Consider the following 15,519-nt stretch of genomic DNA (forward strand, 5'->3'; position numbering starts at 1 on the left):
CCGACGCGGGCTGAAGTGTCCGGCGCACGCTAGTCCGCAGGAGCGAGTGGCCATTCGAGCGCGCATTCGCTCTGGTAGGCCAGAGGCGAATGGTCGATCGGGTCCGTGAATTCCAGGCGCCGGGCGACGAGTTGCAACGGGCTCGAGAAGTCGGCCGGGTCGACATCCTGGATGCTTGGATAGAGCGAGTCTCCGACGATGGGCAATCCGATGTCGGACATCTGCAGGCGTAGTTGATGAGTCTTGCCCGTGACGGGCGACAACCGGTAGCGCGCGTACTGGCCGCGAGTCTCCATGAGTTCAACCAAAGTCTCCGCGTTGGGCTCCCCAGGAACGAGCTCGGCCTGCAGACTGTCGCGCCGCTTCTCGATGCGCCCTACAAGACGCCGCGGAAACTCGAGAGTCGGGTCGAACGGCGCCACGGCATCGTACGTCTTGACGGCGGTACGTGACTGAAACACCCCGGCGTAGGCGCCGCGAAACTCGCGGCGTGCGCTGAATACCAGCACTCCAGCGGTGAGTCGGTCCAGTCGATGTGCCGGAGCCAGTTCGGGCAGGTCCAGCGCCAGTCGCATCTTGACTAGGGCGGTCTCCTGTACGTGAGCCCCGCGCGGGGTCGTGGCCATGAAGTGAGGCTTATCGACCACCACAAAGCGCTCATTGGCTTCGAGGACCGTGATGGGGAACGGCACGGGAATCTCGGGTGCGAGCGGGCGGTGAAACCACACAAAACTGTGCGGCCGGAAGTCCTCGTCTCCGCTCAACGATCGTCCCGACTGATCGACGAACTCGCCGGCCTCCAGCATGGTCCCGACCATTGCCTTGGCGGGGAGGCGATCCATGAGGAACTCACGCATCGTCGTCCAGGGCTGCACCTCGCCAGCGGCAATGCCCGGCGTTCGTAGCCATGCCGCATCGAGTCCATCACGCTGCGGCAGCGGGGAGCGTGGCGGCATTAGCGCGGAACTTGAATGGTGACGGTTCCGCCGCCGTAGCCGTTGGCCTGGTCTCGCCCCTCGACGGTGACCTCGGCGACGTCGTCGGGGATCGCGAACGCGGCGCTGGTGCGGGTGAACGGCTGCTCGCTCGCGTGATCGTGGCCCAACTGGTGCTCGGACAGCACCTCGCCGTCTGGGGAGAGCACGCGCCAACCATCGGCGTAGCGGCTGGGTGTGTCGTACGGCGAGGAGATCGTCACCGCGATCGTGAATTCGTCGCGGCTGGCGCTGAGTTCCGCTTCGAGCACATCCGGGAACTGTTGTTCCAAGGCGTCGCCCGACCGGCCGGGGGGCGTCGCGGAGCTGCTGACGCTAGGCGCCGATGACGAGTCGCCACCCTCGCTCCCATCGGACGATGGGGAACAGGCCGCGAGGAGCGCGCCGCACAGCGCGATCACGGCAATAGGCAACCCGGTGCGTCTCATGCGTTCCGACGCTATCAGCCGCTGACGCCTAGGGCGCCACCGATGGTGGAGTGGTCGGTGACGCTTTCCAGGATGCAGGCGGCGAGATCACCGCGGGAGATTGAACCCGAGAGCTTCCCCTCTTCTCCTACCCTCAGCGCGGTCCAGGAACCGGTCGGTTGCCTGTTGTTGAGGCTCGTGGGTCGGACGATGGTCCAATCCAAACCCGATGCCCTCACGGCGGCCTCCTGCTCGGTGTGGTCGGCTAGCGCCTTGCCCAACAGCAATGTGATGAAGGGGCGCATCAAGGCGGGTAGCTGGGTGATGGACTCGCCTGCGCCCAGTGACGACAGAATGACGAGCCTGCGGACGCCCGACTCCTTCATGGCGGCAATGACGCTTTCGGTGATGGCGGTGCGCGGCTGGGAGACGCCCTTGGTGCCGCCCACGGTGACCACCACAGCATCGGCTCGGGCCACAGCGTCCGCGACGATGGCTGGGTTGGTCGCGTCGCCGGCGATGGCCCGGATGCCATCCGGTCCGGTGCCGGAGCGCGAGAGAGAAGTGACCTCGAAGTCGGCCGCGTGGGCAAGGGATGCGACCTGGGCGCCGGTGCCTTGTGAGCCGCCGATGATAGTGATCTTCACGATTCCCTCTTCCTCGAATTGGGTGGCCTTCTGGGGCAAGTCTAGGTCGCCGCTGGCGGCGCCTCGGAGTCGGGGGAGCGCCTCCGCGAACTTTCCGCGCCCCCGGTGCGGGTGCCTTCGCTCCAAACTCCCTACTATGGAGCAATGGCCGAGGCAGCAGTAGTCACACAGCATCGTCTGGCCCCCGTGAAGCAGGCGGTAGCGCAGCTTTCGCCCGGGTACTTTGCGCTGGTCATGGGTACGGGCATTATTTCCGTCGGCCTCAAGGACCTCGGCTTCGATTCGTTCTCCGGCGTGCTGCTCACGATCGCCTTAGTGGCCTACGCGGTGCTGTGGGTGCTGTTCCTCTGGCGGGCCATCGCGTTCAGGCGCGAGTTCTTCGCGGACGTACGCAACCCCGAGAAGGTGTTCGCGTTCTTCACCATCGTCGCAGCCACCGACGTACTGGCAGTTCGCTTGTTCTTGGAGGAGCGGCCGCACGTCGCGATGCCACTGGTGTTCGTGGGTGCCGGTCTCTGGTTCGTCTTTGGCTATGTGCTGCCCTGGCAAGTGCTGATGGCGCGCGACGGCAAGTCGGTGCTGACGCACACCAACGGCACGTGGTTCATCTGGGCGGTCGCCAGTCAGTCCCTCGCCATCGGTCTCGCACAGTCGCAGCCGTTCCTCAACGGATCGACATATTGGGTGGGGCTACTCGCGGTGTTGTCCTGGTCCGTGGGGGTCGCGTTGTATCTGGCCGTCGCACTGTTTGTGATGTTGCGCATCATTCACTATGGGCTTACCCCCGAGGAGTTCGAGCCCCCGTATTGGGTGTCTATGGGTGCGCTCGCGATCGCAGTCGTGGCCGGCGTGAACGTGGTGGGGATGGATTCAACGCCGATGGTGGACGTCGCGAGCGCGATCATCGGCGGGACCGTGGTGATCTTCTGGTGCATCGCCGCTTGGCTGATCCCCATGCTGCTGGGAGCGGGCGTGTGGCGCCACTGGATCCACAAGGTGCCGCTGCGCTACGTGCCGACGATGTGGTCGATGGTCTTCCCGATGGGCATGTTCGCCGTCGCATCAATCAGTTTGGGCCAGCTCGACGCACTGCCCATTGTCGAGAACATCGGCAAGGTGAGTTTGGTGGTCGCTGTCACGGTCTGGACCATGGCGATGATTGGCATGCTGAGACGGATCTCGTGGACGGCGAGAGCCGCCTTTAGCCGCGCGGGCGCAGCCGACCGTGAGGAAGCTCGGGCGCCGGCACCGGAGGGGGCTGTCCCTCGGGAAAAGTTCCGAAGCGGGGGCTCGGACTAAAGGACGATGCCGTGGCTGGCTCGGCGCTGATCTCCGCCTGCCAGGCCGTTCGGTAGGCGACGATTTCATCGTGGGTGCGGGCGACGAAGTTCCACCACATGACGATATGCTCGCCCAGTGGTTCGCCTCCCAGAATGAGTGCACGCACGGGCGAGTCGCCCGCCTCTAGCCGCAAAGAACGGCGTCCCGTCGGCTGGTAGAGGAGGTGGTCCTGGGGTACCGGTTCGCCGTTAACCCTCAGGTCGCCCGAGTCAAGCAGGATTCCGTGTTCAAAGGACGGATCGACGTCCAGTTCCAGAGTCGCTCCGGCGGCGAGGGTCGCCTCGGCTCCCAGGAGCGGCGGGGTATACGTCGTCACTGGCGAGGTCGAACCCGCCAGCGAGCCAAGGAAAACCCGTAGTCGCGTGCCCTCGCCAACCACGGCATCGGGCGCGTAGTGGTGAAAAGTGGGCGCCATGTGCCTGGTCGTCTCCGGCAGGGCGAACCACAGTTGAACCCCATGCAGGGCCGTAGTGATCCGCAAAGCACCACGAGCCGATCAGGCTTCTCCGGCGCTGCGGTAGCGTGCGCCGGACGTTCATGGCGCGTAGCCCACCTAGGGGGACCCGCCGGGGCTCAAGCATCTCGGCACTGCCGTGTGATTCTTCGGAGGTGCCCACGACCTCGCGCGGAGTTGCGTCCAAGTTGCTCATGGGGTCCAGTTTATGAGCCTGTCGCCAGCGAGGGCTCGTCTGAGTCGTCGCCCGTGATGTGTCCCCGTTCTTGGTCCTTCTTGAGGGGAGGATGGCGGACGAGTATCACCACAAGGGCCACCAACACGATCGAGGTAATCGCGATGGGTATAGGAATGATCGGATCGGCAAGCACCAGCGCCGCGCCCGCTGGGATGGCGATATTGACGGTGCGATCCGCGTGTTCGCGCACCGTCACCCACCAGACCGTGAGCATGAACACCGCGACGGGAATTGCGATGGTGAGTGATGCTGCCATCTCGCCGATGTGTGCCTCGTCGGTCAGCGCATCAATCTCGACCTCAACCCCCACGGAGACGGCGGCCGCAGCGGCCAGGATGATGTAGTGCCCATACCCGTAGCGCACCGAACGAGAGAAGGACCCGATCTCGCGGTGGTGCGGGGGCCAGAAGTAGATCCACCAGAGGGAGGCAGTGACCACGAGGGTCAGCACTGATAGTGAGATCAGAGAAGCCAAGTCGCCGTCTCCCTGAAGTGCCTCAATGATGGCGTTGGCGGAGGCGAGCAGGCTCTCGCCCAGCACGATGATGGTGAAGAGGCCAAAGCGTTCGGTGATGTGATGCGGATGCCAGGGTGTACTCGTCTCGCGCTCGGCAAGAATGGGAACTGCGAGCTCCGCCGCGATCAGGAGCAGCAGGACTACCGTCGACAGCGGCGACTCGGGGATCAGAAGCCATCCGAGCCAGAGCACCTGAGTGGTCGCAATGCCGAACGCGTAGATCTGAGTGGTGCGGCGCAGTTCGCCGGCGTTGCGGGAGGCGCGCAGCCACTGGGCGACCATGCCGATGCGCATCAGCACGTAGCCAGCGACCAGCAGGCGGTAGTCGTGATCGTTGAAGGCCCGACCGATTCCCGCAGCGTAGACGAGTACGCCACCCATCTGGACGAACGTGAGCACCCGGTAGAACCAGTCATCCGTGCCGAAGGACGTGGCGAACCACGTGAAGTTCATCCAGCCCCACCAGATGCCAAAGAAGACAAAGAGGTACGAGTAGAGGCCCGATGCCGGGTGGCCTTCGGAGAGTGCGTGGTGGAGGTTGGAGGCGGCGATGCTCACCGCGATGACAAACACCAGGTCGAAGAAGAGTTCAAGCGGTGTCGCGGCCCGGTGTTCCTCGTCCGCGCTGCGCGGCACCATGCGGGTGAGTCGGAACCGTGCGGCGGTGGGGTCGGCCATAACCACATCGTACGGACACGCCGCATGTCGTGGCGGTCAATTTGTGGTCGAGCGTCGCGTCCCGATCAGCAAGAGGCCACTGGTCACGAGGGCGAGGGCGATGACGGCGAGTCCGCCAGAGAAGGCGCCCGTCCCGGCGAGTTCGGGCGCGCTAGCGTCACCGGAGACTGTTGACCCATCCGTACCGTCTGAGCCACCGGATTGACTGGTGGAGTTGCTCTCGCCCGAATCAGCGACCCCAGTCGTGGATGCGGACGGTGCGGGTGATGGAGTGGCACTAGGGCTAGCGCTCGGCGAAGGAGTGACCGAAGGCGTTGGTGTGGTCCTGGGCGTGGGTGCGACGATGTCAAGCGTCGCACCGATACAGGAAGTCTCTCCCGTCGCAATGTTTGCGCAAGCATTGACGAACCAAGAGACGCCTGTGGTGGAGGCAGAACCGACGGCCACCGGTAGCGCGATGGTCTGCTGGTCGCCGGTAGACGCCCCCGTCCAATTGCAACTGTAAACGAGGCTCGAGGCATCGAGACCGCAACTACTGAGTCCCGCGGAGGGGGTGGGCGCGGTGAACGTTCCGGTTCCGCCCGTACCGTTGAGGCTCACGGTGACCTCAAAGTCACCTGGCGTGTCAGCGGTGAAGATTGCGGAGGCAGTCGCGCTTGTTCCCGGTTGGGCGGCGCCTGGCGCCACCGATATTGCGGGAGTCGCCGAGGCGGGTGCGGGGACCACCGTAGGGACACCCTGTGTGAAGCCCGATGTGACGGTCTCACCCCAAACAGGTGTGGCTACCAGCGGGGCGAGCGTCAAGCCACCTATGGCAGCGATGACGATTTTGGTTGTGATATTCATGGCGGGACCCACTTCATCGGAGGTTCGCCAGGACGGCCGTACTGGCGTCACGCCTATCCAGTTTAGGACCTTTTGGTCAATTAACGCAGAGTGGGGGCATTTGAGGCCTCGATATGGGGTGCCAACGCACCAAGGCTCCCCGCCTCCGTTGTAGGAGGGCGAGGAGCCTTGGTGCGTGGAGTGACTGCTTAGCGAGTAGTGCGGCGGGTCCGCAGCAGAACGAATCCGGCGGCAACTAGTGCGGCCGCGACGGCTGCCAGAATTCCCGAAAAGGCACCGGTGCCTGCTAGCTCCTCGCCGCCGGAATTGCCCGTGCCGCTGTCCGTACCCGGAGTGGTGGGCGTGACCGTGGGAGTGGCCGTCGGCGTGACCGTGGGAGTGGCCGTGGGTGTCACGGTTGGAGTCACTGTCGGAGACGGCGTGGGCGTGGGCGTGGGCGTTGGCACCACAGGCGCAACGATGTTGAGCGTGGTGGGGGCGCATGTAGCGGGCGCGGGGCGTGGTGTGGACGTAGCGCAGGCCTCGACCGTAAACGACGAGCCAGCTGACGCTGTGTCCGCGACATTGGTCGGCACCGTGAGGGTCACCATGTCGCCTATGGCTGTAGGTGCCCAGTCGCAAATATATGCACGTGGTCCATCAAAGGTGCAGTTCGTCAGCCCGGCGGGAACCGAGGCCGGCTCAGCAACTGTGCCCTGACCGCCTGTGCCTCGAAGGTAGACGCCTACCGAGAACGTGCCGAGTGTCGATGCGGTGAAGGAGCCAGTGGCATTGACGCTGGTGCCAGGCTGAGTGCTAGACGGATCAACAGCGATGGTCGGCACCGCCGCACCCAGCACCCTGATCTTAGCTTCGGCTACTGAAAGTGGGTCCTGATCCAAGACCGTGCCAGTGATGGTGTATTCGCCGGGAGGCGTGGTTACTGGAATACTGAGCGTTGCTTTGAATGACAGCGTGTCGTTCTCGGCGGGGTCACGCCAAAGGCACGTCGCCTCGGGCTCCAGGGTCGAACCCACAGGCAGACATGCAGTTTGCACGGGATTTGTCACCACATCCGCGAAACCTGCGCCGGCTGACACCGCGATAAGCCCTGGTGCTGCCAACTGCACTTCCTGATTCGCACCTTGATTCCCGGGAGCCGCTGCTGTAGCCAACATCGTGACGTCCACCGTTCCACCAGCGACAACGTTGGGGGAACTCACCGAAACGGAGTCGGCGGTGTGGGCCGAGGCCGGCACGGCTGCCAGGGGAAGGAGCAGCAGCGAGCCTGCGAGTGTGAGCAGAAGGGCGCGTTGTTTTCTCAAGAGTATTCTTTTCATTGAGTGCGCGCCGCTCGTATCGCGGTCCGTCACACGACACGAAATCCTAATATGAACTTCACTCAGAGACCAAAATGGTGCGGGAAGGCTCTTACTCGCAGGGGCAACCATCACCAGGAGCTGGGAAGCATGGAATGCTCCTAGCCGGCTGCCTTCTTCACCAGGGCCCTGATGGTTTTCTCCTCGGCGGCGCCAACGGCGGTTAACGCGTAGCTCGTCACCCACATTGATCCCTCATCCAGGTCCGCGGCCTCCTCAAAGCCCAGCGTGCAGTAGCGCGACTTGAACTTGGCGGCATCCTTGAAGAAGCACACGATCTTGCCGTCGGCGTTCGCGTAGGCGGGCATGCCGTACCAGGTCTTGGGGTTTAATTCCGGCGCCGTTGCGGTGACGATCTCGTGCACCTTCGTGGCCAGTTTGCGGTCCGCCGGCTCCATCGACTCGATCTTGTCGATCACCGCCTGTAAGTCGGCTTCGCGCGCCTTTGCGCCCTTGGCCGCCTTCGCCTCTCGACGGGCTTCCGCCGCGCGATCCTTCATCGCCGCCTTTTCGTCGTCGGTGAAGCCGCCCTTGTTCGTATCCTTTGTCGCCATGAGTCCAGTCAATCACTGAGGCAAGCAGTTCTGCACTACTTTCGTGTGGTTGATTGTGGGACTCTATGCCCGTCGCCAGACCCATGCGGACGGCAGCTGGTGCTGCCCCGCCGTCCGCGGGTGAGTCTCACCCCGGTGGGCTTTGGCTTGGTCTACTGGTCCTCACTGCTGCGCCGGCGAGCGTTCGCGAGCCTGTCCTGCATGAGGCGGTGCTCAGTGTGGAGTTCGTGAGGCACGCGCGAGCCCATGCTGTCGAGGTAGCCGGCCGTGTCGCGAGCTTCGGCGCGGAGCGCGCCGTGGTCGAGCGCGAACAGTTCACTCCACGCGTCGCGGTCGATGCCGGCGGCCTCGAAGTCGATCTGCCCCTCGCGCGGCACCTGTCCGAAGGGCCCAGAGTCCGCCGCGACCTCTCCGTGGGCACGGGCGAGGATCCACTCCAGCACGCGCGAGTTTTCCGAGAATCCGGGCCACAGGAACGAGCCGTCCGAGCCCTTGCGGAACCAGTTCACTTGGAAGATGGGCGGGGGAGTCGAGGTCTTGCTCAGTACGTCCCCGAGGTCCAGCCAGTGCTGCCAGTGATCCGCCATGTGCATCCCCGCGAAGGGGAGCATTGCGAACGGGTCACGGCGCAGCTCGCCCAGGGTGCCCTCTGCTGCTGCCGTGCGCTCCGAGGCGAGCGTTGCGCCGATGTACACGCCGTGCTCCCAGTTGCGCGCCTGTGCGACGAGCGGGATGTTGGTGGCGCGGCGCCCACCAAAGACGATGGCGTCCACCACGACGCCTTCGGGGGCCTCCCAGTCGTCGGCAATGGTGGGGCACTGAGCCGCAGCAACCGCGAAGCGAGAGTTGGGGTGCGCGGCGGGGGAGGCCGAGTCGGGGGTCCAGTCGTTGCCCTTCCAGTCGATCAGGTGCTCCGGCGCCTCCTCGGTGAGCCCCTCCCACCAGACGTCGCCGTCGTCGGTCAGCGCCACGTTGGTGAAGATCGTGTCGTGCGTCAGGGTGTCAATCGCGATGGGGTTGGTGTCCACGCCGGTGCCGGGGGCCACGCCAAAGAATCCTGCCTCGGGGTTGATGGCACGCAGTTTGCCGTCGGAGTCGGGGGCGAGCCAGGCGATGTCGTCGCCGATGGTCTCCACCTTCATGCCAGGGACGGTGGGGGTCATCATCGCGAAGTTTGTCTTTCCGCACGCGCTAGGGAAGGCAGCCGCGACGTGGGAGACGGTGCCCGCCGCATCGGTCACCTTGAGCAGCAGCATGTGAGCTGCCATCCAGCCCTCGGAGCGAGACAACGTGGAGGCGATGCGCAGCGCGAAGGCCTTCTTCGCGAGGATCGCGTTGCCGCCGTAGGCCGATCCGTAGGACCAAATCTCGCGGGTCTCCGGGAAGTGGACGATGTACTTGGTGGGGTTGCACGGCCAAGCGACGTCCTCCTCGTCGTGGGCCAGCGGAGCGCCCACTGAGTGCACGGCCGGCACCCAGGCGGTGGCCTCAGAAATCTGCCCGAGGGCCGCCGCGCCCATGCGGGTCATGGTGCCGGTGCTCACTACGACGTAGGGGGAGTCGGTGACCTGGACGCCGTACCGGGCCATGGGGCTGCCAACGGGACCCATGGCGAAGGGGACGACGTACATGGTGCGTCCGCGCATCGAACCCTCGAACACGTCCTTCATCTTGTCGCGCATCTCGCCCGGCTCGACCCAGTTGTTGGTGGGGCCAGCATCGGCCTCGTTTTTGGGGCACACAAAGGTGCGGGACTCGACACGCGCCACGTCGTCAGGGTTGGAGCGCGCGAGGTAAGAGCCCGGGCGCAGGTCTGGGTTGAGGGCGGTGAGGGTGCCCGAGGCGACCATGCCGGCGAGGAGCTGCTGGCGCTCGGCGTCGGAGCCGTCGCACCAGTAAATCGCGTCAGGTTCGGTCAGGGCGGCGATGCGCTCGACCCAGGCGACGACTGACGGAGTCGCGATGCGAGGTGCACGGTGGGAGATGTGGGGGCGGATGTCGGTGAAGGTCATGGTGTCTCCTTTGATTCCAACTAAAGTTGCTCTTGTTCACGACGTTACGGTGACTTTCGCGGCAAGTCGTGGCACGATTGGGCGAAAGAATTGCAATTCTTTAGATTGCGAGAAGTTCATGCCCGATATTGCAATGGTTGGCCTGCGAATTCGACACTTCCGTACCGAGGCCGGGCTCACCCTCGACCAAGTGGGCGAGCGAGTCGACGTGGCCGCCAGCCAGTTGTCGCTTATGGAAAACGGCAAGCGTGAGCCGCGGCTGTCCGTGCTCACCGCGCTCGCGGACGTGTTCAATGTTTCGGTCGCGGACCTGATCGAGGAGACCCCACCCTCGGAGCGCGCCGCGCTCGAACTCGACCTGCACCGGGCGCAGGCAAACTCCGCCTACCAAGAGCTGGGGCTACCGACCATCAAGGCCACCCGCGGCATGAACGACCAGACCCTGCGGGCCATCGTGGGCATGCACCGCGAGCTGGACCGACGCGCGCGGCTGGCGATTGCGACACCCGAGGAGGCTCGGCGTGCGAACACCAAGATGCGCTGGTGGCTGCGCGAGCAGAACAACTATTTGCCCGAGATTGAGGTGCTGGCGGACGAGGCGACCGCGGCCGTGGGGCACACCACGGGCGCACTGACGCACCGGACGGTCGCCGAGATGGCGGACCGGGTGGGGCTATCCATCATTCACGTGGATGACTTGCCGCACTCGGCGCGCTCCGTGCTGGACTTGGAGAACGGCCGTATCTACATCCCGCCGGCGTCCATTCCCGGTGGGCACGGGCTGCGCTCACTCGCGCTGCAGGCCGTTGCCCACGTGGTGCTCGAGCACAAGGCTCCCACCAGCTACCGAGACTTTCTCCTCCAGCGGCTGGAGGCGAGCTACTACGCGGCGGCGTGCCTGATGCCGCGCCGCGCGTCGGTGGACTTCCTGCAGACCGCCAAGGACAACCGGTCCATCGCGATCGAGGACTTTCGCGATGCGTTTGGCGTGACCCATGAGGCGGCGGCCCTGCGCTTCACCAACCTCGCGACTGTGCACCTGGGTATCCCGTTGCACTTCCTGCGGGTCAGCGGCGACGGCGCCGTGGTGCGCGCATACGAGAACGACGGCCTACCTCTGCCCCTGGATGCCACCGGATCCACTGAAGGTGAGATTGTGTGCCGGTACTGGGGGGCGCGTCAGGCACTAGGGCGCACCACCCGCACCACCGAGCACTACCAGTACACAGATACCCCGCACGGAACCTTCTTCGAGTCCACGCAGACCGGCATCGGCTCTAACGAGGAGTTCGCGATTACGCTCGGGGTTCCCTACCGCGAGTCCAAATGGTTCCGCGGGCGCGAGTCACCGCACCGTGCCACGTCGCGGTGCCCGGACCTCACCTGCTGCCGGCGTCCCGACGACGGTCTCGCGCAGCGGTGGACGGGTCAGGCGTGGGCGAGTGCCCGCGTGCACGCACACATCTTCTCGCCGCTGCCGCACGGTACCTACCCGGGGGTCGACGACCGGGAGCTCTACGAATTTCTTGAGGCCCATGCGGGGGATGACGGGCACGTCTAGCGCGCCCCTTGTGCCGGCCGATGCCGCCGCTTGCTTCCAATTGGTACATCAGTACGGGATTCGGCTCCAGCTCCGCACTCATGTACCGCCAGCGCACACGGGGGATGGGTCAGTGGCTACTCGTCGGCCTGACGGGCGCGGTAGGCGCTGACCGCGGCTCGATTGGTGCACGTGGTGGAGCAGTACTTGCGTGAGCGATTGCGCGAGAGGTCGAGCACGATTCCGTCGCAGTCATCCATCTCGCAGCGGCCAAAGCGGCTCATCTCATCCGCGCGAATGACGTCGATCATCGCCATCGCGGTCTCCACGAGGATGCGCTCCGCGAGTGGGCGATCGTCGTCGGTGGCATGGATGTGCCAGTCGACGTCGCCGTGGCGCACCAGCTGCGGCAGGGCGCCTTGGTCGGCGAGGATCTCGTTCACCAGCGGCACGGCGCCGTCGCGCGACGCGGTGAACAGCGAACGCAAGGTCGAGCGGATCGCACGCACCTCGTCGAGGTCGCGTGCGGTGGGTCGCGCACCCGTGTACGTGAAGCCGTCAAAAAACTCGACGAGCTCGTCCATGGTGCTGAGGGTGTCGGGCTCGAGTTCTGAGTTCGACAGCAGGACGCCGGACTCCAACGCCTCGAGCGTGTCATTGGCAAACGTCATGTTGACACATTACCACTTGGCCGATTATCGTAATGAGCCATAGGGACTTTGACTAATGACTCATCTAGGGAGGCGACAATGAAAAGCGCGACGAAATCAAGCATGACGAAGGCACCGCGGATCATTGTGCCCGCTAGTGGACGAGCGGCATCCTTGCCGACCGTAGACGCCTCCGAAGGCGCGGTTGCTGGCGCTCCCTCGCGCCTGGGGTCGGGCCTGCTCTTCGCACTCGCCGCCGCCGCGTCGTTTGGCTTGTCCGGCAGCCTCGCGCGTGGCCTGATGGACCTGGGGTGGAGCGCGGGAGCGGCGACTCTGGTGCGTGTGGCTATTGCCACCGCGGTGCTCATCGTGCCCGGTATCCTCGCCCTTCGCGGCCGTTGGGGTCTGTTGAGGCGCAGCATCGGCACCGTGGTGGCTTACGGCGTCTTCGCCGTGGCCGGCGCTCAGCTGTGCTACTTCCTGGCCATCGGATACCTCGACGTGAGCGTCGCGCTGCTGATCGAGTACACGGCGCCCGTCGCCGTGGTGTTGTGGCTGTGGGTGCGCCAGGGGGCACGCCCCTCCGCGCTGACGGTGATGGGGGCGGGCGTCGCGGCATTCGGCCTGGTGCTGCTGCTTGATGTCCTAGGCGGCGGTCGCATCTCCCTGGTCGGCGTGGCCTGGGCGCTGGCCGCCATGGTCGGCGCAGCGGTCTACTTTGTGATCTCCGGAGACGAGGGCAACGGCCTTCCCCCGATGACGCTCGCCGCTGGCGGGTTGCTGGTGGCCCTCGTGGTGCTCGGAGCAGCCGCGATGGTCGGCGTTCTGCCGATCACGGTCGGCTTTGGCGACGTGCAGTTCGTGTCGTTCGCGGCGCCCTGGTGGGCGGTGCTGCTCGTGCTGGGAGTGATTACCGGCGCGGTGTCCTACGTGACCGGCATCGCGGCGACCCGGCGTCTGGGCTCGCGACTTGGGTCGTTCGTGGCACTCTCCGAGGTCATCGCCGCCGCCATCTTTGCCTGGCTGCTCCTGGGTCAGGCGCCCATGCCCATTCAGATGGGCGGCGCCGCCTTGGTGCTCGCTGGGGTGGTGCTGGTGAAGGTGGGAGAGAAGCCGCGAGGCAAGCGCAAGCGCGCCGTGACCGACCCGGTGGTCGCCGTACCGGTATGACGCGTGGGCCTCACCCGCCTGCGAATCTAGCCCCGGCATCGGCCGGAAGGTCGGTGCGAACCGGCCGGACGGGCTCGGCCGCGGCGTTGCCTACACTGTCAGCATGATTCGCTCGATTGCCGCCGCTGTCTGCGCGCTCCTCGCGTCCGTTGGCTTGTCCGCCTGCTCCTCGGCGCGCGACCCTGGCACCTACGCGGTCCCGGGCGACTACGCCACTGTCCAGGACGCAGTCGACGACGCGGTGCCCGGTGACTTGATCCTGATCTCGCCTGGCACATATGCCGAGGAGATCACCGTAGACGTCGACGACGTAACTGTGCGAGGGCTCGACCGCAACGAGGTGATCTTTGACGGTGGCGACGACCTGCGCTCGGCGTTCATCGTGACCGGTGACGGTGTGAGCATCGAGAACATGACGGTCCACTCGTACCGGCACAACGGGGTTATCTTCACCGGCACCGGCGAGCTGGGCCACTTCGAGGACGACTACCGCGACCCCCCAGAGACGGAGGACGACGGTACGGTTCCGCACTTGGAACGCTTCCACGTGTCCTACGTCACGAGCTACAACAACGGGCTGTACGGCGTGTATGCGTTCCAGAGTCGCAACGGCGTGATTGACAACGTGTATGCGAGCGGCCACCCCGACTCCGGGCTCTATGTGGGCCAGTGCGACCCGTGCAACACCGTGATCGACGCCGTCACCATGGAAGACAACGCGATCGGGTACTACGGCACCAACGCCTCGGGCAAGGTCTATGTGGTCAACTCGACATTCCGTGGCAACCGCCTGGGTCTTACGCCCAACTCGCAGACGCAGGAGCTACTCAGCCCGCAGCGCGAGACCTTTGTCGTAGGCAACGTCATCGAGGACAATGACAACGCGAACACCCCGCCCATCACTCGGGGCTTCTTTGGCGGCGGCATCGCAATTGGCGGCGGCGTCGCTAACTACGTCGCCCGCAACCTTGTGACCGGGCACGACGTGTTCGGCATTGGTGTGGTCGGGTTCAACCCATTTGACCCCGAGGGCAACGTCGTCGAAGGCAACGTGCTCCGCGATAACGGGACGGACCTGATTTATGGCCCATCGTCTGCGGTTTCGACCAGCGCAGGCAACTGCTTCCAGGGCAACGACTTCACGACGTCACTGCCTGAGGACATCGAGACCCTGATGCCGTGCGACGAGCAGGACCACCCTCTCGATGAGGTGGACCTGCGCTACCCGCGTGATCCAGCCGGAGTCGACTACCGGACCATGGACGCGCCACCCGCGCAGACCACCATGCCGGGAGACCTGACCGTGGCGCCTGCTCCGCTGCCGACGGAGCCCACGTTCCCCGACCTTGACGCGATCACGGTGCCGTCCGCGTGAAGTCAATGATCCGCATCGGCGCGCTTGCCGTCGTGGCCGCGCTCACGCTCGTGGCATGTTCCTCCGCAGAGGAGGGCCCGCGTCCCGTGACGAATGACGAGGCGGACCGCATCGCGGACACGTTCTTTGAAAATTTCGATGCCGGTGGCGCCGGCTTTGTGGTGCGCGCGGTGATGCCCGACGGTCAGAGCATCACCCTGGACGGCGACGTCGACTTTGTGGGCGGTGCGGGTCGCGCGCTCGTGCAGGCGGACGGCGACCTTGCGGCGGCTGACGAGGTTGCCTGGCTGGGCGATTCGGTGCTGGTGCACTACCCGGGCCTGCCCGATGCTGCGGCGACCTTTAGCCGCGACGCGCAGCCGTGGGTGGGACGCCCGGCAGACCCCGCTACCTACGACCTGGACTCGCTCGTCGCAGTCGTCATGGCGCTCGCGGCCCCTCAGCGGGAAAACTCGTTGCTGATTCAACAAAATGGCGTGCAATGGTTGCGCACCGACGACTCCAGCGGTGTGGAGGCGGACGTGTTCCAGTATGGAGACGCGACCAGGGTCTGGCTCGAGGCCGACGGCATCATGATGATGCGGTTTGAAGGCAACAACTCTGACGGTGATCGGCCGGTGGTGGTCGAGTTGGCTGACCAAGGTCCGCGGGACATCGACCTGCCAGCGACGCCAGAAGTGACCTCCATCCAGGACATATCGGACATCCTTGTAACGATTGAGTAAACGGAGTGGCCT

The 15,519-nt window shown here is 65.1% G+C and carries 15 protein-coding genes; 5 read left to right on the forward strand and 10 right to left on the reverse strand.

The features are described 5' to 3' along the window. Positions 1-29: 29 nt before the first annotated feature. The 3 genes from AOP73_RS06050 to AOP73_RS06060 are packed head-to-tail and all read right to left on the reverse strand — an operon-like array spanning position 30 to position 2,049. Positions 30-956, reverse strand: a complete 927-nt coding sequence (locus AOP73_RS06050) for a pseudouridine synthase (protein ID WP_061963863.1) — start codon at positions 954-956, stop codon at positions 30-32. After that, complete coding sequence (locus AOP73_RS06055) at positions 956-1,423, reverse strand: hypothetical protein (protein WP_061963865.1); 468 nt, start codon at positions 1,421-1,423, stop codon at positions 956-958. Before AOP73_RS06055 ends, AOP73_RS06050 begins: the two co-directional genes overlap by 1 nt. 14 nt (positions 1,424-1,437) lie before the next feature. Next, entirely contained in the window at positions 1,438-2,049 is a 612-nt protein-coding gene (locus tag AOP73_RS06060) for an NAD(P)-dependent oxidoreductase (RefSeq protein ID WP_160295441.1), read from the reverse strand. A 144-nt stretch (positions 2,050-2,193) separates the two neighbouring features. Here AOP73_RS06060 and AOP73_RS06065 point away from each other — a divergent pair, with 144 nt between their 5' ends. Then, positions 2,194-3,348 (forward strand): tellurite resistance/C4-dicarboxylate transporter family protein, encoded by a 1,155-nt coding sequence (locus AOP73_RS06065; protein WP_084626597.1) that lies wholly within the window; start codon positions 2,194-2,196, stop codon positions 3,346-3,348. Here AOP73_RS06065 and AOP73_RS11745 read toward each other — a convergent pair. The 6 genes from AOP73_RS11745 to AOP73_RS06090 all read right to left on the reverse strand — a co-directional run bounded on the left by AOP73_RS11745 (position 3,251) and on the right by AOP73_RS06090 (position 10,047). Further along, complete coding sequence (locus AOP73_RS11745; protein WP_369345519.1) at positions 3,251-3,805, reverse strand: pirin family protein; 555 nt, start codon at positions 3,803-3,805, stop codon at positions 3,251-3,253. The two genes, AOP73_RS06065 and AOP73_RS11745, sit on opposite strands and share 98 nt — an antisense overlap. A 245-nt stretch (positions 3,806-4,050) precedes the next feature. Next, positions 4,051-5,277 (reverse strand): low temperature requirement protein A, encoded by a 1,227-nt coding sequence (locus AOP73_RS06070; protein WP_201774493.1) that lies wholly within the window; start codon positions 5,275-5,277, stop codon positions 4,051-4,053. Between the two features lie 36 nt (positions 5,278-5,313). Further along, the gene (locus AOP73_RS11855) at positions 5,314-6,123 is read right to left on the reverse strand and encodes a hypothetical protein (protein ID WP_152650548.1); all 810 of its coding nucleotides are present in this window, start codon (positions 6,121-6,123) and stop codon (positions 5,314-5,316) included. Between the two features lie 188 nt (positions 6,124-6,311). Further along, the gene (locus AOP73_RS12105; protein WP_236683517.1) at positions 6,312-7,442 is read right to left on the reverse strand and encodes a hypothetical protein; all 1,131 of its coding nucleotides are present in this window, start codon (positions 7,440-7,442) and stop codon (positions 6,312-6,314) included. Positions 7,443-7,582: 140 nt separating this feature from the next. Continuing rightward, the gene (locus AOP73_RS06085) at positions 7,583-8,035 is read right to left on the reverse strand and encodes an iron chaperone (RefSeq protein ID WP_061963873.1); all 453 of its coding nucleotides are present in this window, start codon (positions 8,033-8,035) and stop codon (positions 7,583-7,585) included. A gap of 152 nt (positions 8,036-8,187) precedes the next feature. Further along, positions 8,188-10,047 carry a phosphoenolpyruvate carboxykinase (GTP) gene (locus AOP73_RS06090; RefSeq protein ID WP_061963875.1) on the reverse strand — a complete coding sequence of 620 codons (1,860 nt, stop codon included), beginning with the start codon at positions 10,045-10,047 and terminating at the stop codon, positions 8,188-8,190. A gap of 118 nt (positions 10,048-10,165) precedes the next feature. Here AOP73_RS06090 and AOP73_RS06095 point away from each other — a divergent pair, with 118 nt between their 5' ends. Then, positions 10,166-11,608, forward strand: coding sequence for a helix-turn-helix transcriptional regulator (locus AOP73_RS06095; RefSeq protein ID WP_061963877.1), 1,443 nt, complete (start codon positions 10,166-10,168; stop codon positions 11,606-11,608). Positions 11,609-11,724: 116 nt separating this feature from the next. Here the strand turns inward: AOP73_RS06095 and AOP73_RS06100 are convergent, their stop codons facing one another. Continuing rightward, entirely contained in the window at positions 11,725-12,258 is a 534-nt protein-coding gene (locus AOP73_RS06100) for a CGNR zinc finger domain-containing protein (protein ID WP_061963879.1), read from the reverse strand. Positions 12,259-12,360: 102 nt separating this feature from the next. Between AOP73_RS06100 and AOP73_RS06105 the strand changes: the two genes are divergently transcribed. The 3 genes from AOP73_RS06105 (at position 12,361) to AOP73_RS06115 (ending at position 15,507) form a co-directional block, all read left to right on the forward strand. Next, on the forward strand, positions 12,361-13,407 hold the full coding sequence (locus AOP73_RS06105) for an EamA family transporter (protein ID WP_084626598.1): 1,047 nt from the start codon (positions 12,361-12,363) through the stop codon (positions 13,405-13,407). Positions 13,408-13,510: 103 nt separating this feature from the next. Further along, positions 13,511-14,782, forward strand: coding sequence for a right-handed parallel beta-helix repeat-containing protein (locus AOP73_RS06110; protein WP_061963881.1), 1,272 nt, complete (start codon positions 13,511-13,513; stop codon positions 14,780-14,782). After that, the gene (locus AOP73_RS06115) at positions 14,779-15,507 is read left to right on the forward strand and encodes a hypothetical protein (RefSeq protein ID WP_152650549.1); all 729 of its coding nucleotides are present in this window, start codon (positions 14,779-14,781) and stop codon (positions 15,505-15,507) included. Before AOP73_RS06110 ends, AOP73_RS06115 begins: the two co-directional genes overlap by 4 nt. The last annotated feature ends 12 nt before the right edge of the window (positions 15,508-15,519 follow it).

The sequence above is a fragment of the Demequina aurantiaca genome (genome assembly GCF_000975135.1).
Taxonomy (GTDB): Bacteria; Actinomycetota; Actinomycetes; order Actinomycetales; family Demequinaceae; genus Demequina; species Demequina aurantiaca.